Consider the following 24,743-nt stretch of genomic DNA (forward strand, 5'->3'; position numbering starts at 1 on the left):
TGATTAAACTCCAATTTCTGCTTTGAGACTTTTTAATGATTCATATGTGATTTTAAGCTTTGCGGCTTTACTTCCTGAAAGTCCTTATCAATAATGGTTGTGTACGCCATTTGGCTGCCTGGGTACTTTCTCATCTTCCATCCATCCATATTTCTATTTCCTCCATAGAGTGGATCGCTATATGCGCCTTCGAGCGTGGCGCTTCTGAGCATTTGGAAAAACCCGCTTGGGGAAATGGTCGTTAACTGTATTTTATCTCCCTCAAAATCCTTTAATATCGCATCCTGTTCTTCCCCTTTTAGGTCAGTGAAGTTTTTCTTATAAACAGCCATACTGTGATTCTGAATTTCTCTTAAGCCAATATCGAAAATATTCCTGCGCTTTAAGCGCCCTTGATAGCCTTGAACCTTCTCGCCCACGAAAAAGGGCGCCTGCATATATTCCCTGGCATTAAAGCCCCAATCCCCAGCTAACTGATGGTCAATATAATAAGCGACGCCAAGACCCTTGGCCCCTGGCCCGAGGTCATCCTCCGGGAAAATTCGCTCCGTGATGGCTTCCGTAATCCTAAATTGTTCAGGCGTAAAATACATCAGCGCTTCGTTAAAATTTCCCGCCTCTGCGTGTGTATCCTTTTTACCGTTGTTAGAATCTTTGTCTTGTCTAGTAAGAAGACTGCCCAAGATTCCCCCAACCGCAAGACCCCCAACAGTGAAACCTGTATTTCGGATAAATTTCCTTCTTGAAATAGATTCTGGTGATTCTTTATGCTCTTCGGACATGCTGCACTACCTCCAAAATTATTTCGACAATTTTTTCCATCTTATTATGTTCCCAAAATAAACCATTCATACAAAAAATAAAAACGGGAAAGATAGGACAAAAAAAGGAGGAAAAATTTTTATGTTCAATAAGACGTGGAAGATCTGCGGTGTACCCCTTTTGGGCTTCATACTTCTGTTATCGGCCTGTTCAAGTCAGCAACATCTGGAAGGATCGGCAGAGGACCTTGACTACCATAATCAGTCCATCAATAAAAAGGGCAATGGTGATCATCATGGGAATAAGCACAGTGTAAATGTTATTCCCAGTATCGACCGTGCAAAGAAAGAAACAACCAATGGACAGAATCAGACGACAAGCGGCGTCGGAACCAATGTCTATAGTTTGATTGGCAGCTCGAGTCTCCATGACGGAGGCATTTCCTCTCATTTGGAATCAAGGCTTTCTGGAGAAGGGATACCGGGTATAAAGGTGTTTGTGATGGATGACACGATTATTCTCGCAAGAGCACAACAAGAGGTAACCTCGACCCGTTACGATGAATTACAAAACAAGGTATTAAAAAACACCTCTGGCCAATCTGGCAAAGGTGATTTAGACGGGGTAGATGCTAACAAACTGAATTCGGATGATAATTTGGAGCGCGCAAAAGAGGTAATGAGCAAAGCCTTTAACGGACAGGTTCAAATTTTGACGATTACAAATCCGAAGGCCTTGCCGCTAATCGAGGGGATCAAAACGAACATTAAGTCTCCCACACCTTCATACAGTCAGCTATCAAGCGATATTATTACGCTTGTTAAAATGGCAAACGAGAAATAAAAGCGGAGGCGCCTCGATCAGCCCCGACAAGCTTAAGACGTAACCCGCAGGATGGGCCTGCCCTCCGGAGGGGGACGGCTTAAGACCTCGAGGGGCTAGGCGCCGTAGCTGGATAATAAATAAGGACCGGGCTCAGTGCCTCGGTCCTTTTTTTAAACATTTAAGTCTCGTTTTTTATAAAAAACATAGGTCACCGCCGTCAGGGCTGCAAACAAAATAATGGTTAATACGACAAAGCCGCTGTCAAACCCGCCGCCATACATCATATTTTTCGCTTCAAAGTATTTGAACGGCGTTACATATTTCAGGAATTTGATGCTTTCATTCAAATCGATGGCAACCGATAACACAAACGTCAGCAGCAAGATCCCTGCCGCAAGTGAGCCCGCCGTTTTCGGCCGCTTTTTCAATGCAGAAATGGCACTGCCGATGACCATAAACAAAAGCTGCAAGAAAAGCATGCCGATCATCGTGATGGCAATGTCCCCATTCACTGCTTCTCCTTCGGCGTATTTGCCAACGACCTCTATTGACGAAATCCAGGTCACCAGGTTAAAGATGACAATATTCGTAACTGCCGCCAGCAGCTTGGCGGTAATGATTTTTGTCCGCGATACCGGCTTGACGAATAAGAACTCCGAGGTCTTGTCACGTTCTTCCTTAGCAAGAATCGTAGCCCCGAGCATCGCCGCATGGATGGTCCCCATCAATAATAAATAGATATACAGCAATCCGTAAAAGCCGCTAGCTTTGTTTAAGTCAAACGTCCCAATCCCCATAATGACCTGCAGGGATTTGGGCATATCGGTAAACAGGTCATTTAGCGATTCGCCTGATGAGGATAACCCGGTATACTTGGCCATCCCCGACACCACCATCAGGAAGACACCAATACACCAGAAGATGAGCGATTTCCTGTGCGACCTCAGTTCTTTTACATAAATATTCATGATTTGGCCCCCCTAAACGGCGTGAATATCCTTTTTGGTGTAGAGGATATAGCTGGCTGCCACTGCCAAAATAATGATCACTGCGCCGGCAATCAAAAACGGCGATTCATAGCTTGCATGCTTTAAGATATAGTCATTGTCAAAATACTTGAATGGCGATAAATACCGCTTCACATCATCCTCCGTCGTCGCCGCCAACGCTCCGATAAAGTAAAACGCAAACACCGTCCCGAGAGACACCGTCAGTACGGATTTAATCTTTGGAACGATTACGGAAACGATCATTCCGACTGCAAGGAACATTAGTTGCACGAAAAACATCGTCAGTGACAGCAGGATAAATTCTTTCATACTGAAGTCATCGGTTGTAACCTGGGTGGCGATGCCGACCGCTGCTGCCAGGTAAATTACATTTGTAATTACCAGTGACGCGAAGGCCGCCGCCAGCTTGCCGGTCATCACCTGTGTCCGGGTGACCGGCTTGGTTAACAGGAAGTCGGCTGTTTTTTCCCGTACCTCCTTGCTAATGATCGACGTCCCGAGATTCATTGCCTGAATTGCCCCGCACAAAACGATAAACGTCAAGGCATAACTATAGAATCCGAGAATCGTAAATAAAGTGTCCAAGTTGACCCCAAGCGCTTTTCTTAAAGCCAGCGGATAACCCTCGAGCAGCTTTTTGAATTCGTCTGCATCCTTGGCGAAGGACGGAAACATTGACATGAACAGGGCAAAGATCGCAATCAGCGAAACCGTCCAGATGATGGTTGACTTTCGGTTGGCCTTTAGTTCATGAATGAATATATTCATAGCTTCCTAGGCTCCTTTTCATAATAATGCATAAAGATCTCTTCCAGATCCGGTTCCTCAATCCATAGGTTGGTGATGTCAATCGCGGCGATTTTCTTCATGATTGTATTGATATCACCTTTGAACAGGAAGCTCGTGGTGTTGTCTTTTACAGCCACGTTGTTGACTCCGCTTAAGTTGAAATATTCCTTGTTGAGCGGCACTTTTGTTTCTACCTTGAACTTTTTATAATTGTTTTCTTTTAACGTACTAATCTTTTCAACTGTTACAATTTTGCCCTCTTTAATGATGGCTACCCTATTACACAGTCGCTGCACCTCGCTGAGTATGTGCGATGAAAACAGTATGGTCGCACCTTTTTTGTTCTCCTCTTCAAGCAGCTCAAAGAATTTTTGCTGCATTAGCGGATCAAGACCGCTCGTCGGTTCGTCTAGGATAATCAGCTTTGGCTCGTGCAACAGTCCCTGGACAATCCCGACCTTCTTTTTATTTCCCAAGGAAAGGTCATCAATTTTTTTATTGAGATCGAGGTCCATAATCTCCGCCAATTCCTTCATGCGCTTGCTGCAGTCCTTTTTGTAAAAACTCGCCGAATACTTCAGGAGGTCCTTGACCTTCATATTGTCGTAGTAGAACACCTCAGATGGCAGATAGCCGATTTCCCTTTTTATTTCCGGGGCAAATTGGATGCAGTCCTTGCCAAAAATCGTCGCACTGCCGCTCGTCGGGTAAATCAGCGACAGCAACGTGCGGATGGTCGTCGATTTCCCGGCGCCGTTTGGCCCGATGAACCCAAAAATCTCGCCTTCTTCGACGTTAAAGCTGATATCGGAAATCCCTCTGGACTTGCCGTAGGTTTTCGTCAGGTTTTTAATTTCAATGACGTTCATTTATGGTGCCCCCTTATTTGTAAAAGCACGTTTTTAGGATCTCAAAATATTCTTCAACCTCGTTATAGATTTTTTTATAATCCATTTCATGCCCCGGGATGAGCTTCGCTTTTGTCAGCTCCTCATCGCTCATTTTTTCAAACGTCCAGGTAATGATCTTTAGGATTTTTTGAAGATCGACGTCATCCCTGAATTTGGAATAATCAACGCCCTCATATATCTTGTTGACGTTAAGGTCGGTCATCTCCCGCAGCTTCTTTTCCATCTCCGGTTTTATCTCCGCGGCATCATCCATAAACGCCTCCTGGATAAACTTAAAAATATCCGGGTACCTTTCTGATAACTCCATTTTGATGATAACCGACTGCCGCATTCTATTGAAAAAGTCAACCTCGTCAAAGGGGAACTTTTGATAAAACTCCTCGGCAATCGTTTCGTAGCAATAGTCCACCAAAAACAAGAACAGCTGCTTTTTATTTTTAAAATAATGAAACAGCAGCCCCTTAGAAATCTCCGCTTCCTTCACGATTTCATTTGTCGAAGCTTTATCATATCCCTTCTGGGCAAATTCCTTTATCGCTGCATTAATGATTCTGTCTTGTTTCTCCGGTTCCACATTAAAAAATTTGGTATACAAATAGTGGCACCTCCTTCTCTTGACCACTACGGTCAATAACAGTATATTCCAATTGACCATGGTGGTCAACTAATATATTTGTCAAAAATATGAAATCTTTTGTTGAAGATAGTATGGGGTTGCGGGGTGTGATACGATGCGAGTGGTAGGCAAATTTTTATGGAGGTGGATGGTTATTAATATTAAAGAGAGAGATCCTTCCTTGAAGTTGGATGGATTGATTTACGCGCAAAGCCGGTTGTCTCCTGGCCACCCGATGCTGCCTGTATTGGCAGGAAAGCAGGCTGCTGTTGAGGCTGGTATTGGAGGGGAGGAAAGGGTTGCTGAAGTATTTCGGAAGAATTCCTTTCCATTTCCGCATCACGTTTTTCACGATTTATCACCCACGGCTGACGGAAAATTTCAAACTGACAACGTTGTGTTAACTCCCTGGTTTGGCAATGTGTTAGAGGTCAAAAATATTGGCGGCATCCTTGAGTTTAAAGAAAATCCACCGCAACTAATTCGAACGCGAGAGGACGGGCGTAAGGACGGCTTTGAAAGCCCGATTGTCCAATTAGAAAAAAATTGCAATTTATTGCATGAATGGTTTCAGCGGCGCAACATCCAACTGCCGATTTTCGGAGCGGTAGTGTTGGCTTACCCTAAGCAAATTGTTGCAGTACCCCCTGCAAAAACAAGGCTCTTATTCCCCAACTTGATTCCACCCTACCTTCGAGGTATTCCACAACCAGCGCAAAAGTTGGACATAGACACCTTCAATAGGCTTTCCACTGAATTGCTTCACAGCCATCACTCATTTTTTCCAGATCCCATTTCAGAGGGCTATGGCATTCCGATTAGCGATTTTCGCCCTGGGGTGAGGTGTGCGCCGTGCGGACGGATCGGCATGGTGAAGGAGACCCGGACCTGGCGCTGCCCTTGGTGTGGGTCTGTGGATCATTTGGCGCACGTAGGGACACTGTTTGAGTGGTTCTTACTATGTAAAAGGACGATTACCAATCGGGAATGTCGGTGGTTTTTGGGGGTGGATGACATTTACCTGGCTAATCGAATTCTGCAAAGTATGAATTTACCTAGTAAAGGGGCGTTTCGTTATCGAACCTATTTAATGGATATCTGCCATTTTAAGGAGAATAATCTCATTCATAAGTAGACTGGGATTTCTTTTGCAAGTTGGCTGACGCTTCGCAAGTTGATTCGCCTTATCCGCAGTTGGAGCGACTTATATACAAGTTGGAGACCCTTATACGCAAGTTGGCTAACGCTTCGCAAGTTGATTCGCCTTATCCGCAAGTTGGAGCGACTCATATACAAGTTGGAAACCCTTATACGCAAGTTGGAGCAGCTTATACGCAAGTTGGCTAACGCTTCGCAAGTTGATTCGCCTTATCCGCAAGTTGGAGCGACTCATATACAAGTTGGAAACCCTTATACGCAAGTTGGAGCAGCTTATACGCAAGTTGGCTGACGCTTCGCAAATAGATTCGCCTTATCCGCAAGTTGGAGCGACTCATATACAAGTTGGAGACCCTTATACGCAAGTTGAAGCAGCTTATACGCAAGTTGGCTGACACTTCGCAAATAAATTTGCCTTATCCGCAAGTTGGAGCGACTCATATACAAGTTGGAGACCCTTATACGCAAGTTGAGTAGCTCATTTCCTTAAAATGTGTACCCGTCCCCCGAAAGTGATATTATATGGATGTACATAATTCAAAAAAAAGGGAGTGCAGCGATTTTGAGAGAAGAATTGATTCAACGATTTACTTCCTATGTAAAGGTGGATACGCAATCCAACGAAGCCAGCGAGACATGCCCGTCAACGGAAGGGCAGTGGACGCTGCTCCGCATGCTGGAAGCGGAACTTAAGGAAATCGGGATGCAAGAGGTTACACTTGATGAGAATGGGTATCTGATGGCGACCCTGCCTTCCAACACCGACAAAGATGTGCCGACGATCGGCTTCCTTGCCCACGTCGATACAGCGACTGATTTTACTGGGAAAGACGTGAAGCCGCAGCTAGTCGAAAACTACGACGGCGGCGACATTACCTTAAACGAATCCCTAAAGGTCATCATGACAACAAAGGATTTTCCAAATCTCGCCGACTACAAAGGCCACACGCTGATCACAACCGACGGCACGACGCTGCTTGGCGCCGACAACAAGGCTGGCGTTACCGAAATCATGACGGCGATGGCTTACCTGATCAAGCATCCGGAAATTAAGCACGGCAAGGTCCGCGTTGCGTTCACACCGGATGAGGAAATCGGCCGCGGCCCGCATAAGTTTGACGTTGAAGCCTTCAATGCAAAATACGCATACACGGTTGACGGCGGTCCATTAGGGGAGCTTGAATATGAAAGCTTCAACGCCGCTGCAGCCAAAATCACCATAAAAGGGAATAATATTCATCCTGGCTCTGCGAAGGACAAAATGGTCAACTCGATGAAAATTGCGATGGAGCTTAACAGCAAGCTGCCAGCACAAGAGGCGCCCGAGCACACCGAAGGCTACGAAGGCTTCTACCACCTCATTTCCTTCACAGGCGAAGTCGAGCAAACCAAACTTTATTACATTATCCGCGACCATGACAGAGAGATTTTTAACAACAGAAAAGCAACAATGGAAAAAATCGTCGCACAGTTAAACGAAAAATATGGCGAAGGTACACTTCAACTTGAACTGAACGACCAATATTACAACATGAAGGAAAAAATCGTACCGGTGTTTGAAATTGTGGAAATCGCCAAGGAGGCAATGGAAAGCCTCGATATTAAACCATTGATTAAACCGATCCGCGGCGGCACTGATGGCTCCCAATTATCCTACATGGGACTGCCGACGCCGAATATCTTTACAGGCGGCGAAAATTTCCACGGTAAATTTGAGTTTATTTCCGTTGATAACATGATCCAAGCGACTAATACGATCGTTGAAATTACCAAGCTTTTTGAACAAAGAGCTTAATTTTAAAAAAGCTAACCCTACAAAGGTTAGCTTTTTTCAATAATCGACATATTTCCCGGGGCATATTCGACAAACTCTTCAAACAAGGAACTGAGCACATTCCCGCAGGCTCAACACAGTCTCATTCAATTGTCTCTCCAACTGCGCCTTCGACCATTTGCCATTATCAGCGCTCAAATCCTTCACAATCAGCAAGATCATCCAAATTGAGAATACACAAGAAAACAGGTGATACTCTCTTATAAACGCCCCAGCATCCAACTCCAATTCAACCTGTTCAAGATAGTACCGTAATGCTCGCTCACGAAACTCAGCTCCAATCTTTTTGGGAAAAATCGGATGCGACATATCGAGCAAGTGGTACAGGTCCCAGAAGGGGGTATTGGTGTGGGCGTGCTCCCAGTCCAAAATCACAATCCGGCCAGCGGCCAATGCATAATTCCCCACATGCAGGTCACCATGTGAGAGGACAAGCGTCTTTGAAAATATGAAACTATCAAGGAATTCGTAAACACGCTCAATCGATTGTTCCTCCAACATCAAATCCGGAAGCAATGCCATAAACTTTCCCTTATCCCTGCGAATGTCTGAAATCAACTGGTCCAGCTTCGGCTTCAGTCCGGATACCGGAACATCAGGAAACGACTCGAGGGGGAGGGAATGCCACCATGCCATCCACTTAACTACACCGAGCACACTTTCTTCAGTAAACTCATGTAATAGCGGGCCAAGGTCTTCGAGAATCATCCAGCTAAACTCAGGATGATCGTGTTTCGAATAAGAAATGATTTTTGGAAAAATCGCCGGGAACACATGAAGGACATGTTCATTGATCCAGGCTTCCTTGCCCAACTGGTCGTTGTTCGTCAACGGTTTAAAAATATAGCTTTCCGTCTCTGATAAATAAAACCGTTCAACAAATTTGCCGTTCATCCCTTGATAGAGCGGTTCTTTTTTTAAAATTAACTGGTCATTTAAAGTTCCATCCACGAGAACGATTTCCTCAGGCAACCCCATAGTCCCACAACCTTTAAGTAGGTTTTTACTACGACTATAATTCAAACCTAAAATACTAAGCAAGTTATCCGCCCAAAATCGATCTTCGACAATATTCCTACCGTCCGCCGCCTCACCATCCTCAAAAAAAGTGTCTATTTAATTGTATGGCGTAATAGGATATTAATTCTGATAGCGGTCAAGGATGCTGAAAAATTCACTTAGGAACTCGTAAAAAAGCAATTCCGTCGGCAGCAGTTCACGTTCGGTTGGGATGATGACGCCGACCGTGCGGGTGACGTTAGGCTCCACCAACGGAATTTTGACGGTTGCCCGCGGCAGGCTGTCAATCAGGGTGATTTCAGGGATGAGCGTCACGCCAAGGCCCGCAGAAACCAACCCTTTTATGGCATCAATGTCTTTGCCCTCGAAGGCAACACTTGGCTCAAATCCGAGCTGAGCGCAGGCATTGACGATGATTTCCCGCAAAATATAGCCATTGGGGAACAAGATAAATGGATCCTCCCGTAGATCGCTTATTTTTATTAATTTCTTATCCGCCAGCGGATGATTTAGCGGCAGCAACGCGACGATGTTTTCGGTAAATAACGTCTTTCCGGTAATCTTTTTTGTCTTTTTCGGGACTGGACCGATAATGGCCATATTAAAATCGCCCTTAATGACACCATCAATTAAATAGGTATAGGAACCTTGGTTCAATTGAAACTTTACTTCAGGATAGCGCTCCCGGAAGGCGGAGATGGCCGTCGGCAGTGTATAGCCGGCGAGGCTGGAGGGAAACCCGATATGAACCGTTCCTTTTTCGGGGTCAAGATATTCCTCGACCTTGCGCTTGGCATTATCAATCAGCTTTACTGCCTGTTCCATTTGCTGCAAAAACATTTCGCCAATCGGGGTCAGCTTGACACTGCGGCCCTCACGAATAAACAGGTTGACCCCAAGTTCTTCCTCGAGGTTAAAAATCTGCCGGCTCACCGCCGATTGCGCCACATGCATGGCGTCGGCCGCCTCTGTCACATGCTCGCGTTTGGCCACTTCAATAAAATATTTAATCTGCCTTAACTCCATTTTCCCCGGCCTCCTTTTGCCTTCATCTCATTTTGGCATTAATTATATCTATTATTCATATTGCTTAGATTATTTTTCAATTATAGAATAAGTAAATGACAATAAAAAGAATTTTCAGTTAACAAATGGATAATTTTATATTATTTTTCAATAAATAAGGGGTGATTTCATGCAAACCATTGAGCATGTTAAACAGTCAGGATCTAAGGCAGCAAGGGACTACGTCAACGAGGTATTTGCCACCGTGCAAACCCGTAACCCACATGAATATGAATTTCATCAGGCCGTTAAGGAAATATTCGATTCCCTCGTGCCCGTTTTTGCAAAATACCCGAAATATATGCAACAGGGCATTCTTGAAAGAATCGTTGAACCGGAACGGGTTATCAGCTTCCGCGTTCCTTGGGTAGATGATAACGGCAAAGTTCAGGTAAACCGCGGTTTCCGTGTCCAGTATAATAGCGCTATCGGTCCTTACAAAGGTGGTTTGCGCTTTCATCCTTCCGTAAACGCCAGCATTATTAAGTTTTTGGGCTTTGAGCAAATTTTTAAAAACTCATTAACAGGCCAGCCAATCGGCGGCGGCAAGGGCGGCTCCGACTTCGATCCGAAAGGAAAATCAGACGGCGAAATCATGCGTTTCTGCCAAAGCTTTATGGCAGAGCTTTACCGCCATATCGGGCCCGATGTCGACGTTCCAGCAGGGGATATCGGCGTTGGCGCCAGAGAAATCGGGTATATGTTCGGTATGTATAAAAAGCTCCGCGGCGGCTACGAGGCCGGCGTATTCACCGGCAAAGGGATCGGTTACGGCGGCAGCTTAACGCGGACTGAGGCAACTGGCTATGGCACCGTGTATTTTGTTGAGGAAATGCTGAAAGACAAGGGCCTAAGCTTTGACGGCAGCACAGTGGTTGTTTCCGGTTCGGGCAACGTTTCCATTTATGCGATTGAAAAAGCGACTCAACTTGGGGCTAAGGTTGTTGCATGCAGCGACTCTTGCGGCTATATTTACGACGAGAACGGAATTAACCTCGAAACCGTTAAGCAAATTAAAGAGGTAGATCGCCAGCGGATCAGCGAGTACGTCAACTACCATCCTGAAGCCCAATATTTTGAGGGCTGCACAGGCATTTGGTCGATTCCATGCGATATCGCCCTTCCTTGTGCGACGCAGAATGAAATTGACGAATGCTCAGCTAAAATTTTGGTGAACAATGGCGTGAAAGCTGTCGGTGAGGGCGCCAACATGCCATCGACACTTGAAGCTGTTGATTTGTTCTTAAATAGTGATGTATTGTTTGGCCCTGGCAAGGCGGCCAATGCCGGCGGTGTAGCCGTTTCTGCCCTGGAAATGGCCCAAAACAGCCAGCGCCTGTCCTGGACGTTTGAAGAAGTCGATGCCAAACTGCATCAAATTATGATTAACATCTACCAAAACGCTGTGAATGCCTCCGAAGAGTACGGGTTCCCTGGCAACCTGGTTGTCGGTGCCAACATCGCCGGCTTTACCAAAGTCGCCGATGCGATGATCGTGCAGGGTATCATATAAAATTAATTCCCCCGAACTTATATCGGGGGTTTTTTCATGCACGCATGATTTCCGGGCTGATTGGTTACATTAACCATTGTCAATCAATAAGGAGGTTAAGCGCATGGATAAAAATCTTCAAGGCGACACCCATGAATATGTCGAAAACTTGCATGAGCGTCAGGAAAAGGACCGCAAAAATCGACAAAGACAAGGGAAAAATACACCTAGTGAGCATATGCCTAATAAGGAACATTAAAAAAGTTGAGAACGAAGCCAAGATCTTAGGCGATCATGGCTTTTTTATTATTTTGCGCCATTCGTTCTATATATTAACCTCCTTCTTCCGCGATGCTCAATCAAAAGGGCTGATTTTCGATCAATAGAAAATCAAGGATTTCCTTAACCGGCAGTTGCAAGTGAAAGTGCTCAAACTAAACGATGAAGCAGAACGAATTTCCTACCCGAAATAATGCAAAAGGCACCCAAAAAGGTGCCTTCCCACTGCTCTACTTATTCATACTCGCCAAAAACCCGCCCAGCAGGTCGTCAAGGTCTGGTTCCTCTTCCAATCCAGCCTTCTCAAGAGGGGACTCTTGTTGAACCTTAGCTCGATCCCAATCAAACGTTTCAAGGTCATCTTCACTTTCGACCCCAGCAGCAATCTCATCTTCAAAGTCACGGGCTTGCTCGTCCGGGATTACCTCAAACGCCACTTCCTCCTGCAAATACAGCGCCTCATCGATATCCACCGAATTGCTGTTCAACGAGGCCAGCAGTGCGGTCGACCTTACGGGGTCGGAAATCAGCTGATAAAGAATGCTTCCGAGCAACGCTTCCGAATGCTCGTGCTTCAGCCAGTCGCGCTGTGCCTTGGTTAAGCTCTTTGGAAGGGGGACCGTAATTGTTTCCTTCTCGCGGGCTGCAGAACGCCCGACCCCATCCAAAACGAACTGTGCGATTTGGCTCGAAAAATTCCGCCGCTCCGTTTCCTTCAATTTTTGGAGGTGCTTCAGGATATGGTCCGATGTATCCGAGGGGACCCGGAACGAAATGGCCTGCCCCCTCTTAATCTCGTTACCCGACGCTTTTTTCATAAAATCACCCTAGATCAACTTTTTACAGGGGCTTTATCAGCCTTTTGCTTCTCGGCCTTGCGGACAAAATCGGTAATCAGCTTATAATAGGCGTTGGCCATCATCCAAATGCTTTCCTTTTCATCCTCGAAGAAATCGATATTGAAACCATCCAAACCATTATTTAATGCTTTCAGATAGTCTTTTAAAATAATGGAGCCGCCGCCGACAAAATAGCAGATTTCCGTCTGCGAGTTCTTTGCCCACACATTACGCAGCAGGCGATATTGCTTTTTAGCCAGGTCCAGCAGGATTCGGTCGGTGATATCGTGGACGCTCGTCCGGCTGCCTTTCACCATGATATGGTTACGGTCATTTTTCTTCGTGATGATTTCAACGACATCACGTCGGCTGTCCAGTTCCACGCCGTGCTTTTTGCGGATTTCCTCACGAATGGCCTCCAGAGATTCCGAAACCCCGAGGTTAAAGCCCTGCGCTTTATCATCATCGACATTCCTGTTCTTGATGACGGCGATATCGGTTGAGAGCCCGCCGATATCCTGAATTAAAATCCGCTTATCGATTAAATCCTTGTTGATAATTTTTAAATTATTGTCCATCACAAGGTTAATATAGGCCGCAAAGCCTTCCGGATACACCTTCACCTCATTGAATTTAATATTGACCTTGATGCCCTGGTATCGCGGTGTCACCAAAAATTCCACCTGATGCACGGAACCTAGCAGCTTTGAGCGGTAACCCGCATCCTTGCCTTCCTTCACCTCGCGCAGCGGCAGGCCTGTTCCTAATGTATAGTTGGCATCAATAATGTTTTTCGAACGTGGAAACTCTGCCTTTACGGCATCGAGTGCCAATGTCGTAAACAGCATGATTAATGTTTGGTCTTCCTCCGACTTGCTGCTGCCGGGATCGAGTTCTGTGGCATTATTGCTCTTGGTCGCCAAATTCCCGACTCGATAAATGATATTGTTTTCCTTCAGCGCAGGGGAGTGGACTTTAATATGTATCCCGTCCAACGGGTCCTTGGAGTCTAACTCTTCAATGCCGATTACGGGCCGGTCTTCTGTGTCTCTTGCAATTATGTTAGGGATATTCAATTCATGCTCTATTTCCCCGAAAATGGCCTTAATGGAGTCGTTGCCTACATCCACAGCTGCAATTCTAGATTTGGTCATATAGATCATTCCTCTCCACTTAATAGATTTGTTTCTATTAAGGTTATAGAAGATTACTAGATTCTTCAATGACACCAGAGCAAAAGAAACATAAACGTAAAAATGTAAACATGACGTAAACATGGAGAAAAGTGTAAACATATTTGTATACAAAACAAACAAAATCGTAAACATAGCGCCACCAAAGGATGTAAACAGATTTGTAAACATGTAAACAAATACGTAAACATCAAGTAGACAAAAAGTAAACAAGTATACATAAACGTAAACGCGCAACCGATGTTACAAATATTTCATTACGGCAAAAAAGAAGGCCCCAAAAGGAAACCTTCTATTGTATCCATAAAATCCGGCAGTGCCAGTCGCCGACGTAAATAAACTCGATTGCCTCGGGTCCATACTGGGGAAGCCATTTTCATATTTAAATCAACATTCTACAAAATTACTGCCAGATCCGCACCAACATACATGTAATACCAGTTATTATTGTATTTCAACAGGGAGGTTTCTACTGGTTTGGTTAAATGAAAGTTATACTTAATTCCGGACATATCCAATAAACCGGTCTTCGGTTGATCCGGATTTTCAAAGTAATCCTGACTGCTGATCAATGAGGCGGTTTGTAATCCACCAGTTGAATCGGTAAAATACCATTTTCCTTTATAGTTAACCCAGCCGGTTACCATTGAGCCAGTTTCATCCAGATAGCGCCAAGTCGAATTGTCCTGAACCCAGCCGGTTTGCATCGCTCCTGCGGCATCAAAATAGTACTTTTTTCCGCCTTCGTCCAGCCAGCCGGTTTGCATGACACCTTTAGTGTCAAAATAATATCTCGTTCCATTATCCCAGAGCCAGCCCGTCTTCATGACTCCATTCTGATCAATATAATGCTTTTGCCCGGCATCCTCCAGCCAGCCCGTCTTCAACGCACCGGCAGCGTCAAAGTAGAATTTTTGCCCGTTTTCTTCATGCCAGCCAATTTTGGCTTTCCCTTCGTTATCGAGAAAATAACGTTGTCCGCCGTCATCAAGCCAGCCGGTTTGCATGGCACCATTGCCGTCGAAATAATATTTGCCGGCTTGAAGCTCTAGCCATCCCGTACGGATAACACCGTTTTTGTCAAAGAAGTATTTTTTCCCGCCTTCATTCAGCCAACCGGTCTTCATGACACCGGAGCGTTCAAAGAAATATTTTTTGTCATTGATGGTTTGCCAGCCGGTTCTCATCACGCCATTGTCGTAATAAAATTTTTTGCCGCTGACATTTACCCATCCGTTTTGGATTGGGACAATCGCGCTTCCCGCGTCCGCACTTGCCGGAGCGGTAACGACATACCCATTTGCTGCTGCAATCGCATCGAATCCGGCATCTGAATGTGTAATCACAACCTCCGTATATAGCTTGATTTGATCAAATAACCAGCGCACCTCGGCATTATGCATTCTTACACAGCCCGCACTTACATATCTTCCGATGGACCCTTCATTGGCATTACCGTGAATCGCATAAGTTGTTCCATACGTGCCTCTAGCCTCAAGACCCATCCAGCGGTTGCCTAAAGGGTTGCGTGGGTCTCCACCGGGGATGTTATCTTTATAATAAGGGCGATTGACAATCTTATTCACAATCTTAAACTTCCCTTCCGGAGTTAACGACCGTGACCTCCCCGTTCCTACCTTAAATGTTTTGACCAAAGTGCCGCCGTTATAATAGGCTAGTGTATTTGTCTTTTTATTAATTATGATGAACTGGGAACCGTCGCTGGCTTCTACCGGGCCAGCAAAGGTGAAAAAAGTGAAAAGCAGTAAAAAAGCTAATAGGAATTTCTTCATCTCTCTATCTCCCCAATATGTTTCTTTTCTTTAAAATAACATGTTATGCAGGAAATATTTGTCTTATGGTAGTGAAAATTTTGTAGAATTTTGATATTTTAACAGAAACATTTAGGTGATTTTTCATATGTTGATCTAAAGAAAACATACCGTTGACCTATAATTTTGGTATCTATTTCCGAATCAAAAACTATTCCGAACACCCTAAAGATTGATACAATTATAAAAAAGCTATTGGTGTCAGGCACCAAAAGGAGTATTTCCATGTTGGAATTGTTGATTACAATGGTGGAGCGGTTGGGGATTTTGGTGACGATTGCGTTTATTTTGACACGGATTCCGTTTTTTCGGGGGATGGTTTATCAGGAGGAGTTGAACCGCAGGCAGCGGTTGACGGCGATTGTGTTTTTTGGATTTTTCGGTATTATCGGCACATATTCCGGATTGACGCTTAGTACGGACAGTCTTCAATTTAACCGCTGGACCTCGGGATTGAATAGCGATGAGGCAATCGCCAATTCAAGGGTTATCGGTGTCGTGCTGGCTGGGCTGTTCGGGGGCTGGAGGGTTGGTCTTGGTGCCGGATTGATTGCAGGGATCCACCGGTTTACATTAGGGGGATTCACGGCCATCTCCTGCGGCTCCGCCACAATTTTGGCCGGAATCCTTGCTGGCATGTTTCACCGCAAGAACAAGCACGTAAGTTTAAAATCCGCTTTTCTAATTGGATCCCTCGCTGAAACGATTCAGATGGCGATTATTCTATTAATCTCCCGGCCATTTGAAAAGGCATGGGCCTTGGTGGAAATCATCGGTCTGCCGATGATTATCGCAAACGGGCTTGGCTGTACTCTGTTTCTTCTTATAATTAAGAGTGTCATAAATGAGGAAGAAAAGGCCGGTGCGCTTCAGGCGCAAAAAACGTTGAGGATTGCCGACAAAACGCTTGTCTACTTACGAAATGGGCTGACCGCAGAAACAGCACAGGCTGTCTGCCGCATTCTCCATAATGAAATCAATACTAGCGCGGTGGCAATGACCAATGAAACAGAAATATTGGCTCACGTAGGGGTTGGCGATGACCATCATCATGCAAATGTCCCAATCCAGACTCAAATTACCCTTGAGACAATCAAACGGGGGCAAATACTCGTAGCCAATCAACAATCGATTCATTGCCGGGTGGACAATTGTCCCCTAGATGCGGTTATCGTGGCTCCGTTGAAACAGCGGGGACAAACCATTGGCACATTAAAATTTTATTTTCGTTCGGAAAAGGAAATCAATCCGGTCATCATGGAACTGATTTCCGGCCTTAGCCTATTATTAAGTAACCAATTGGAGATTGCCGACGCTGACAGGGCCTATCAGCTGGCAAGAGAAGCCGAAATTAAGGCACTTCAGGCGCAAATCAGCCCCCATTTTCTGTTTAATTCACTTAACACCATCCTTTCGCTGGTTCGCATCGACCCGGCCAAGGCGCGGAGGCTGCTGGTGTCGTTATCACATTTTTTACGGCAGAATCTTTCGGCTACAACACAAAACATGACGTTGCTCGAACAGGAATTAAGACATGTAAAAGCCTACCTGGCAATTGAAGAAACCAGATTCATCAATAAACTGACGGTTATTTATGACATTGAAGAGGATGCCCTGACCCGGTGCATTCCACCGTTGACCTTGCAGCCTATCGTGGAAAATGCGATTAAGCATGGGTTTAAAGACAAAGACAGCAACTGTCTCGTAAAAATCACGATTCAAAAGCGGCACGATTCCGTTTACGTTGAAGTAGAAGACAACGGACAGGGGATGACGGAAGATCGGGCTAATCAAATTTGTAAATCCCCAATCGATTCCAAAGCCGGAAATGGTGTGGCGCTATACAATGTCAACCGACGGCTATCGATTATGTTCGGAGAAGCGGCAGCCCTAAATATTAAAAGTGAACAAAACAAGGGTACGGTAATCTCGTTTTCAGTTCCATTTGTGGAGGTGGAGAATTTTGGAGCAATCCATCAGAACGTTAATTGTGGATGATGAATTATATAGCCGTGATGAACTGAAGCATTTGCTGGAAGCCTTCCCGGAGATCGAAATTGTCGGTGAAGCGGAATCAGGGGAATCCGCGATTTTGAAGGCGCTTCAGCTCCAGCCTGACGTGGTGTTTCTTGATGTGGAAATGCCGAAGCTGAACGGTATGAATGCCGCAAAGGCGTTTATGGAATTAAAAAAGCCTCCATTGGTTGTATTTGCAACCGCTTATCCGCAATTTGCCGTGGAGGCCTTTCGTTATGAAACGGTTGATTATTTGCTAAAACCCTATGATGAGGAGTTATTGCGGGAAACCATCAACCGCATCATAAAAATTATCGAAACTGCTAAGGAATTGGATACCGGCAAACCCGCAGGGAAGCTAGCGATTGAAGCGGATGGCGAAATTTTTTACATTGAGCCAAAAGAAATTCAATACATTTATCGGGATGAGAAATGGACCAAGGTGATCACCAAGACCGGCGAATTTGAAACAAAAACGCCATTAAAGGATTTGGAAACCAGGCTATTAAACTATGGATTTTTTCGAATCCACAAAGGTTTTCTCGTCAATCTTGAATATGTAACGAAACTGACTCCATGGTTTAATGGTGCCTATCAGCTGCAAATTGAAGGCAGGAAGGAAATGTTATCAGTAAGCAGAAACTACGTGAAGGCTTTAAGAACACGATTGGAGATATAGATAATTTCTAATTTTCTGCATTTGATTCCTTATTTAAAACATGTTAACCCTATTTTTCTACCTTTTAAGCGCAAAACCCCATGAACCTGTTTCTTCTTTTTTATAATAATAATATGTAACCGCATTCATTTTCTTGAAAAAGGAGGAACTAGTTTGTATACGTTTTTAGGTGGAATTGCACTTTTAATTATTGGTTATTTTACGTATGGCAAATTCGTTGAAAAAGTTTTTGGGGTAAAGGAAGAACGGGCAACACCTGCCTATGTCAATAGCGATGGTGTTGACTACGTACCAATGAACACAGCGAAAAACTCAATGATCCAATTGTTAAATATCGCTGGAACTGGCCCTGTCTTCGGTCCAATCATGGGTGCGCTTTACGGACCGGTTGCATTTATCTGGATTGTTGTTGGCTGTATTTTCGCTGGTGCTGTTCACGATTATTTAACTGGGATGATTTCGATTCGTAACCGCGGTGCCCACTTGCCAGAGCTTGCCAGCAAATTCTTGGGAAAAATTATGCGACATGTCGTGAATGCCTTTGCTGTTTTGCTGCTGCTTTTAGTAGGTACGGTATTTGTTTCTACACCAGCTAGCTTATTACATGTTTTAATGGATGGAAAAATTGCCCTTGGAATCATCATTGCTGCAATTTTCGTGTATTATATTTTGGCAACGCTTCTGCCGGTTGATAAAATTATTGGCCGCTTTTACCCATATTTCGGAGCATTGCTTGTGATCAGTGCAGTTGGAATCGGGGTCGGCTTAATCGTTAAGGGATCGCCCATTCCTGAATTATCATTAACTAATTTCCATCCTGCTAATGCACCAATTTTCCCGTTATTGTTCTTTACAATCACTTGTGGTGCACTATCTGGATTCCATGCAACGCAAACACCTATTATTTCTCGTACAACGCAAAAGGAAAATCAAGGCCGGAAAATTTTCTACGGCATGATGATTGCCGAAGGTGTTATCGCGATGATTTGGGCTGCTGCCGGAATGAGCTTATTCGACGGTTATACTGGGCTGCAAGAAGTGCTTGCTGCAGGCGGACCTGGCGCTGTTGTCAGCGAAGTTTCTACCACAATGTTAGGCGCCATTGGCGGAACACTTGCCGTTCTTGGAGTTGTTGTCCTGCCGATTACTTCCGGGGATACTGCCTTCCGCAGTGCCCGGATGATTATTGCTGAATACTTAAACATTGCGCAAAAGAAATTATCAAGCCGTTTATGGATCGCTGTCCCGTTATTCGCGATTTCCGTTGTGTTAACGCAAATCGACTTTAACCTTCTATGGCGTTACTTTAGCTGGGCCAACCAAGCTACAGCTGTGATTGCCTTATTTGTCGGCGCGATGTATTTGTACATTGCCAGAAAAAATTACTGGATTTCACTTGTTCCAGGATCATTCATGCTAGTGATGGTGATTACCTATATTCTGAATGCCCAGATTGGCTTCGGATTATCCATGACCGTTTCCTGGTATGGAGGCTTCATAGGAGCTGCCATCCTGATTGCACTATTCTTTAATGCTGCGAAGAAAGCACGGGCAAACGGGCTTCCGCTCGAAGAAGATATCTCCGGCTGGAATAAGGTGGCCTAAATGAGCTGCTGCAGTCCGAACTACCGGGAGACTGTTAACGAGCACGAGGAAAAAATCAATCAAAACGAGAAAGACCGCCTGCCGCTTTTAGCAAAAATAATGATCGTTGTTATAACAGCAGGAGCGGTCGGCGCTGCTTTCCTTCTCTAACTCAATTTTGTGCACGCGAGATGCGTGCACTTTTTTTTGTGAAGCAGGATCCGTCCCCTGCCAAACACTGGCACACAGGAAATATTTTCTATACAATTTAACTGAGAATTATAAAGAAATGTGGTGAAATCTGATGTTTAAGCTGTTGCTGATCGAGGATGACGCAACTTTATTTAATGAGATACGAGACAGGCTTGCCGGCTGGTCGTATGATGTATACGGGATAACCGACTTTGGCAAAGTCTTGCAGGAATTTACTGCCGTCAAACCGGACCTGGTGATTATTGATATCCAGCTCCCGAAATTTGACGGGTTCCATTGGTGCCGGATGATTCGCTCTCATTCGAATGTACCAATTTTATTTCTATCCTCTCGTGACCACCCAACCGATATGGTGATGGCGATGCAGCTTGGTGCCGATGATTTTATACAAAAGCCATTCCACTTCGACGTGCTGATTGTCAAAATCCAGGCCATTCTCCGCCGCGTGCACAATTATAATACGGAGCAAATCGAGCTAAAAACCTGGTGCGGGGCAACGATTGATTACCCAAAAAACACTGTTTCCAACGACAACGGAACCATTGAGCTAACGAAAAATGAAATGTTTATCCTTAGGGAATTGACCCAGCGAAAAAATAAAATCGTAAGCCGCGAAGACCTAATCAAAAGCCTGTGGGAGGATGAGCGGTTTGTCAGTGACAATACCCTGACCGTCAACGTTAATCGCCTGCGGAAGAAGCTTGATGGGATTGGGCTCGGCCAATATATTGAAACAAAGGTCGGCCAAGGCTATATCGCCGTGGAAGAAGCGGGAACATTATGATTAAAAATTATCTCATCGAAAGGCGAAGCTGGATCCTGCTAATTTTAGTCTTGGAAGCCTTGGTTTTGTTTGTCTCGTTTCTTGATGCAGCGGTTCCCTTCGCATCCCTTCTCTATATTGTTTTCTTATCGCTGCTGATTTTTGCCGTTTTTTTCATCATTCGCTATCAAAAGGAAACCAAATTCTATAAAAGTATGGTAGAGTGGGAAAACAATTATGATCTGTCGGGGCTTGCCGAGGCAGAAACCCCTTTTGAAAAAATCATAGCCGACAGTGTCTCGGGTCAAACAGAGCGCTTGAGGCTAGAAGCCTCACAAAACCTGTTGACCTTGGAACAGGAAAAGGATGAACTGCTGGCCTGGATCCATGAGGTAAAAACACCATTAACCGCCATGTCCTTAATGATTGATCGCCTTAATGACGAAAAGGCCAAGGCCAGCCTGACATATGAATGGCTGCGAGTCCACCACCTGCTTGACCAACAGCTCCATCAACGGCGCATACCGTTTATGGAGAATGATTTATATATCGAAAAAACTAACTTAAAGCCGTTAATTTTTAAAGAAATAAAAACGCTGCAATCATGGTGCATGCAAAAGGGGATTGGCTTTGAGGTCGACCTTGAGGTGACACAGGTGCTGACGGATGCCAAATGGCTGGGGTTTATTATTAGGCAACTGATGACAAATGCCGTCAAATATAGCCATGAGGCCGACATCAACATCAAATCATACCTTAAGGAGGAGCAGGCTATTCTCGAGATTCAGGACTTTGGCCGTGGAATTTCCCCGCAGGACCTGCCGCGAATCTTTGACAAGGGCTTTACCTCCACGACAGTTCACCAAGAAAGCGCCGCCACCGGCATGGGATTATTTTTGGCAAAAAAAGCAGCCCAACCGTTATTGATTAACATCGAAGTCCAGTCAAAGCTTGGAGAGGGGACAACGTTCACCTTAACCTTCCCGAGACGGAATGATTTTCTACATATAACACTGTCCAGCTCCAGCGCCTAGGCGCTTCCGTTTTTCTTGGCATGTGACAAAAACGTCACATGCTTTTATGATTTGTTCGCTCAATCGAAGGATTTGAACGGCCGGCTTTTTTATAATAAAGCTATCGAATCAAGGAGTGTGTGAAAGATGAATATTTTAGAAGCCGCAAAAATTAATAAAAGCTACGGCAATAAGTTCAATAAACAGGAAGTGCTGAAAGGGCTTGATATCAGCATCGAAAAAGGCGAATTCGTCAGCATCATGGGTGCATCGGGTTCCGGTAAAACTACCTTGCTCAACGTGCTTTCCTCGATTGATACCGTCAGTCATGGAACGATTAAAATCGATGGAAAAGAAATCACCAGGATGAGGGAAAAGCAGCTGGCGGAATTCCGCAAGCATCATTTGGGGTTTATTTTTCAAGAATATAATTTATTGGATACCTTGACCGTCAAAGAAAATATTTTACTGCCGTTATCGATTAACAACGTTTCAAAGAAGGCAGCAGAGCAAAAGTTTACCGAGGTTGCCGCCGAACTGGGTATTTTGGAGATCAAGGACAAATATCCGAATGAAATCTCCGGTGGCCAGAAACAGCGGACCTCGGCAGCACGGGCATTTATCCATGAACCGAGCATTATTTTCGCCGATGAGCCAACCGGGGCACTCGATTCCAAGTCGGCGTCCGACTTGCTGAACAAACTGAGCCAATTAAATAAAAAGCTCAACGCCACGATTGTAATGGTAACGCACGATCCAGTGGCCGCAAGCTTCAGCAGCAGAGTCATTTTCATTAAAGACGGGCAAATCTACACCCAGTTAAATAAGGGTGACCAATCACGGCAGGCGTTCTTCCAGGATGTCATGAAAACGCAAGGTGTATTGGGCGGGGTGAACCAGTATGAGCATTAATCAACTCATCCTTCGCAATCTGAAAAAGAATCTTAAAAATTACTTTCTCTATGTATTTGCGTTAATCTTCAGTGTTGCCCTGTATTTCGCCTTTGTGACACTGCAATTCGACCCGGCGATGGACGAGGCAAAAGGTTCGATCAAAGGGGCGGCAGCACTTAAGGCCGGAACGGTCATGCTGGTGGCGATCGTTTCCATTTTCCTGCTCTATGCCAACAATATTTTTATCAAGCGGCGCGGCAAGGAAATTGGTTTATTCCAGTTAATCGGCATGACAAAGTCCAAGATTTTCAGAATCTTGACGATTGAAAACTTTATTCTTTATTTTGGTTCTCTCATAATCGGGATCTTTATCGGGTTTTCCGCCTCAAAACTGTTGGTGATGATTTTATTTAAAGTCACTAAGGTTGATGCTGTTGCGACGCTGCATTTTTCTGAGCAGGCGCTGACCCAAACGCTGATTGTGTTTGGTGTCATCTACTTGCTGATTATGCTGATGAACTATGTATTTATTAAAAGGCAAAGTATTTTAGCCCTGTTCAGGGTCATCTCCTCCACGGAGGGGAAGGTAAAGAAACTGTCAGCCTTCGAGATCATTATCGGAATCGTTGGACTGATTTTAATCGTAACCGGATACTATATTTCTTCGAAGCTATTTAGCGGCGATTTTACAACGATGATTGAGCTGTTTCTGGCAATGGCGGGGATTCTGGCGTCTGTGATTATTGGAACCTATCTGTTTTATAAAGGTTCAGTCAGCTTTATTTTTCATTTGATTCGGAAAAAGAAGGACGGTTACCTGAATATTAACCAGGTCCTCTCTCTTTCGTCGATTATGTTCAGGATGAAATCAAATGCTTTATTATTAACAGTCATTACCACAGTGTCTGCACTGGCAATCGGATTATTGTCGTTAGCCTATATTTCTTACTATTCTGCTGAAAAAACAGCGCTTAATTATGTGGCGGCGGATTTCGCGTTTACCAATCCCGAAGAGGCTGAGCAATTCACCGACAAATTAACAAAAAATGGAATTGAGTATCGTGAAAAAAGAATGGATGTCGTCCAGATTGAAGCGAATCTGAAACATATCATGGATGCAAATATGGATGGGTTGATGATGGACCCAACCAAAATGCAGCTTGCAGTTGTAAGCGACCAGGTCATTAAAAATATTGATGTTGAGCCAGGCGAAACGGTTTTTACCGGCTATAACGATTTACTGCAAAAGTTTATGACGTTGAAGGATTCCGGAGACATAGAATTAAAAGGACAAACTGAAGTGATTCCGTTAACGTATTTAGGGCTGAATAAGGATTTTGTCGTATCCTGGTATTTCACCGGCGGCGGCTCGCCAACCGCCATTGTCGACCAGACGGTTTTCGAGCGATTACGAAATAATCTCAATCCCGAAATTCAGCGGGAATCCTCCCAATATATCGGAATTAATTTAAAAAATGAAGCCCAGCTGGAGAAAGCTAATACACTATTTACAGGAATGACGTTCAAAAATGAGCGTGCCAATGACTCCCGTCTGGAAATCAGCAACGTGCAGAAGCAAACTATGGGCATTGCCCTGTTTATCGTCGGATTCCTCGGACTCACGTTCCTGATTACCTCCGGCTGCATCCTTTATTTCAAGCAAATGGGGGAAGGCGAAGAGGAAAAGCCAAACTACACGATTTTACGAAAACTTGGCTTCACTCAGGGAGATTTATTAAAAGGCATTCGTGGAAAACAATTATTCAGTTTTGGCATTCCGTTAGTCGTCGGCTTATCCCACAGCTATTTTGCTGTCCAATCCGGCTGGTTCCTGTTCGGAGCCGAGGTCTGGACCCCGATGATCATCGTCATGCTGCTATATACAGCCCTGTACTCCAGCTTCGGATTCCTATCTGTCGTTTATTATAAAAAAGTAATTAAAGAAGCGTTATAGAT

Annotated in this window: 23 protein-coding genes; 13 read left to right on the forward strand and 10 right to left on the reverse strand. The window is 44.7% G+C overall.

Translation table 11 applies throughout. The features are described 5' to 3' along the window. Positions 1-32 precede the first annotated feature (32 nt). Positions 33-782, reverse strand: a complete 750-nt coding sequence (locus M3234_RS04040; RefSeq protein ID WP_262303435.1) for a gluconate 2-dehydrogenase subunit 3 family protein — start codon at positions 780-782, stop codon at positions 33-35. A gap of 121 nt (positions 783-903) precedes the next feature. Here M3234_RS04040 and M3234_RS04045 point away from each other — a divergent pair, with 121 nt between their 5' ends. Continuing rightward, positions 904-1,605 carry a hypothetical protein gene (locus tag M3234_RS04045; RefSeq protein ID WP_262303436.1) on the forward strand — a complete coding sequence of 234 codons (702 nt, stop codon included), beginning with the start codon at positions 904-906 and terminating at the stop codon, positions 1,603-1,605. Positions 1,606-1,757: 152 nt separating this feature from the next. Here M3234_RS04045 and M3234_RS04050 read toward each other — a convergent pair whose 3' ends face one another. The 4 genes from M3234_RS04050 to M3234_RS04065 are packed head-to-tail and all read right to left on the reverse strand — an operon-like array spanning position 1,758 to position 4,892. Then, positions 1,758-2,555, reverse strand: coding sequence for an ABC transporter permease (locus M3234_RS04050; protein WP_262303437.1), 798 nt, complete (start codon positions 2,553-2,555; stop codon positions 1,758-1,760). A gap of 12 nt (positions 2,556-2,567) precedes the next feature. Beyond that, a complete protein-coding gene (locus M3234_RS04055) occupies positions 2,568-3,365 on the reverse strand; it encodes an ABC transporter permease (protein ID WP_262303438.1) in 798 nt (265 codons plus the stop codon). Further along, positions 3,362-4,255 (reverse strand): ABC transporter ATP-binding protein, encoded by an 894-nt coding sequence (locus M3234_RS04060; protein WP_262303439.1) that lies wholly within the window; start codon positions 4,253-4,255, stop codon positions 3,362-3,364. The genes M3234_RS04055 and M3234_RS04060 overlap by 4 nt, the downstream gene beginning before the upstream one ends. A 13-nt stretch (positions 4,256-4,268) precedes the next feature. Beyond that, a complete protein-coding gene (locus M3234_RS04065; protein WP_262303440.1) occupies positions 4,269-4,892 on the reverse strand; it encodes a TetR/AcrR family transcriptional regulator in 624 nt (207 codons plus the stop codon). 169 nt (positions 4,893-5,061) lie between these two features. Between M3234_RS04065 and M3234_RS04070 the strand changes: the two genes are divergently transcribed. Both M3234_RS04070 and pepT read left to right on the forward strand, forming a co-directional pair. Next, positions 5,062-6,048: a nuclease-related domain-containing protein gene (locus M3234_RS04070; RefSeq protein ID WP_262303441.1), complete on the forward strand. Its 987-nt coding sequence runs from the start codon at positions 5,062-5,064 to the stop codon at positions 6,046-6,048. A 585-nt stretch (positions 6,049-6,633) separates the two neighbouring features. Continuing rightward, a complete protein-coding gene (gene pepT / locus M3234_RS04075) occupies positions 6,634-7,866 on the forward strand; it encodes a peptidase T (RefSeq protein ID WP_262303442.1) in 1,233 nt (410 codons plus the stop codon). Between the two features lie 78 nt (positions 7,867-7,944). Here the strand turns inward: pepT and M3234_RS04080 are convergent, their stop codons facing one another. Together M3234_RS04080 and M3234_RS04085 are read right to left on the reverse strand one after the other, a co-directional pair. Beyond that, entirely contained in the window at positions 7,945-8,883 is a 939-nt protein-coding gene (locus M3234_RS04080) for an aminoglycoside phosphotransferase family protein (RefSeq protein ID WP_262303443.1), read from the reverse strand. A 162-nt stretch (positions 8,884-9,045) separates the two neighbouring features. Continuing rightward, a complete protein-coding gene (locus M3234_RS04085) occupies positions 9,046-9,951 on the reverse strand; it encodes a LysR family transcriptional regulator (RefSeq protein ID WP_262303444.1) in 906 nt (301 codons plus the stop codon). A gap of 169 nt (positions 9,952-10,120) precedes the next feature. On the opposite strand from M3234_RS04085, the gene gdhA reads away from it, so the two are divergent. Together gdhA and M3234_RS04095 are read left to right on the forward strand one after the other, a co-directional pair. Next, positions 10,121-11,503, forward strand: coding sequence for an NADP-specific glutamate dehydrogenase (gene gdhA, locus M3234_RS04090; protein ID WP_262303445.1), 1,383 nt, complete (start codon positions 10,121-10,123; stop codon positions 11,501-11,503). Positions 11,504-11,606: 103 nt separating this feature from the next. Then, a complete protein-coding gene (locus tag M3234_RS04095; protein WP_082692925.1) occupies positions 11,607-11,741 on the forward strand; it encodes a DUF4023 domain-containing protein in 135 nt (44 codons plus the stop codon). A gap of 250 nt (positions 11,742-11,991) precedes the next feature. Here the strand turns inward: M3234_RS04095 and M3234_RS04100 are convergent, their stop codons facing one another. From M3234_RS04100 to M3234_RS04110, 3 genes are all read right to left on the reverse strand, one after another. Then, positions 11,992-12,579, reverse strand: a complete 588-nt coding sequence (locus tag M3234_RS04100; protein WP_262303446.1) for a hypothetical protein — start codon at positions 12,577-12,579, stop codon at positions 11,992-11,994. A 14-nt stretch (positions 12,580-12,593) separates the two neighbouring features. Then, complete coding sequence (locus M3234_RS04105) at positions 12,594-13,754, reverse strand: ParM/StbA family protein (RefSeq protein ID WP_262303447.1); 1,161 nt, start codon at positions 13,752-13,754, stop codon at positions 12,594-12,596. Between the two features lie 434 nt (positions 13,755-14,188). Then, positions 14,189-15,586: a L,D-transpeptidase family protein gene (locus tag M3234_RS04110; protein ID WP_262303448.1), complete on the reverse strand. Its 1,398-nt coding sequence runs from the start codon at positions 15,584-15,586 to the stop codon at positions 14,189-14,191. Between the two features lie 264 nt (positions 15,587-15,850). On the opposite strand from M3234_RS04110, the gene M3234_RS04115 reads away from it, so the two are divergent. The 8 genes from M3234_RS04115 to M3234_RS04150 all read left to right on the forward strand — a co-directional run bounded on the left by M3234_RS04115 (position 15,851) and on the right by M3234_RS04150 (position 24,741). After that, positions 15,851-17,623, forward strand: coding sequence for a sensor histidine kinase (locus M3234_RS04115; RefSeq protein ID WP_262303449.1), 1,773 nt, complete (start codon positions 15,851-15,853; stop codon positions 17,621-17,623). Then, positions 17,589-18,320 (forward strand): LytR/AlgR family response regulator transcription factor, encoded by a 732-nt coding sequence (locus tag M3234_RS04120; protein WP_262303450.1) that lies wholly within the window; start codon positions 17,589-17,591, stop codon positions 18,318-18,320. Before M3234_RS04115 ends, M3234_RS04120 begins: the two co-directional genes overlap by 35 nt. A 153-nt stretch (positions 18,321-18,473) precedes the next feature. After that, positions 18,474-19,925, forward strand: coding sequence for a carbon starvation CstA family protein (locus tag M3234_RS04125; RefSeq protein ID WP_262303451.1), 1,452 nt, complete (start codon positions 18,474-18,476; stop codon positions 19,923-19,925). After that, a complete protein-coding gene (locus tag M3234_RS04130) occupies positions 19,926-20,075 on the forward strand; it encodes a hypothetical protein (RefSeq protein ID WP_262303452.1) in 150 nt (49 codons plus the stop codon). A gap of 133 nt (positions 20,076-20,208) precedes the next feature. Continuing rightward, positions 20,209-20,901 (forward strand): response regulator transcription factor, encoded by a 693-nt coding sequence (locus M3234_RS04135; RefSeq protein WP_262303453.1) that lies wholly within the window; start codon positions 20,209-20,211, stop codon positions 20,899-20,901. After that, positions 20,898-21,914 (forward strand): sensor histidine kinase, encoded by a 1,017-nt coding sequence (locus tag M3234_RS04140; RefSeq protein ID WP_262303454.1) that lies wholly within the window; start codon positions 20,898-20,900, stop codon positions 21,912-21,914. Before M3234_RS04135 ends, M3234_RS04140 begins: the two co-directional genes overlap by 4 nt. 126 nt (positions 21,915-22,040) lie before the next feature. Then, positions 22,041-22,805 (forward strand): ABC transporter ATP-binding protein, encoded by a 765-nt coding sequence (locus tag M3234_RS04145; protein WP_262303455.1) that lies wholly within the window; start codon positions 22,041-22,043, stop codon positions 22,803-22,805. After that, entirely contained in the window at positions 22,795-24,741 is a 1,947-nt protein-coding gene (locus tag M3234_RS04150; protein ID WP_262303456.1) for an FtsX-like permease family protein, read from the forward strand. Before M3234_RS04145 ends, M3234_RS04150 begins: the two co-directional genes overlap by 11 nt. The last annotated feature ends 2 nt before the right edge of the window (positions 24,742-24,743 follow it).

The sequence above is a fragment of the Neobacillus niacini genome (assembly GCF_023715785.1).
Taxonomy (GTDB): domain Bacteria; phylum Bacillota; class Bacilli; order Bacillales; family Cytobacillaceae; genus Neobacillus; species Neobacillus niacini_E.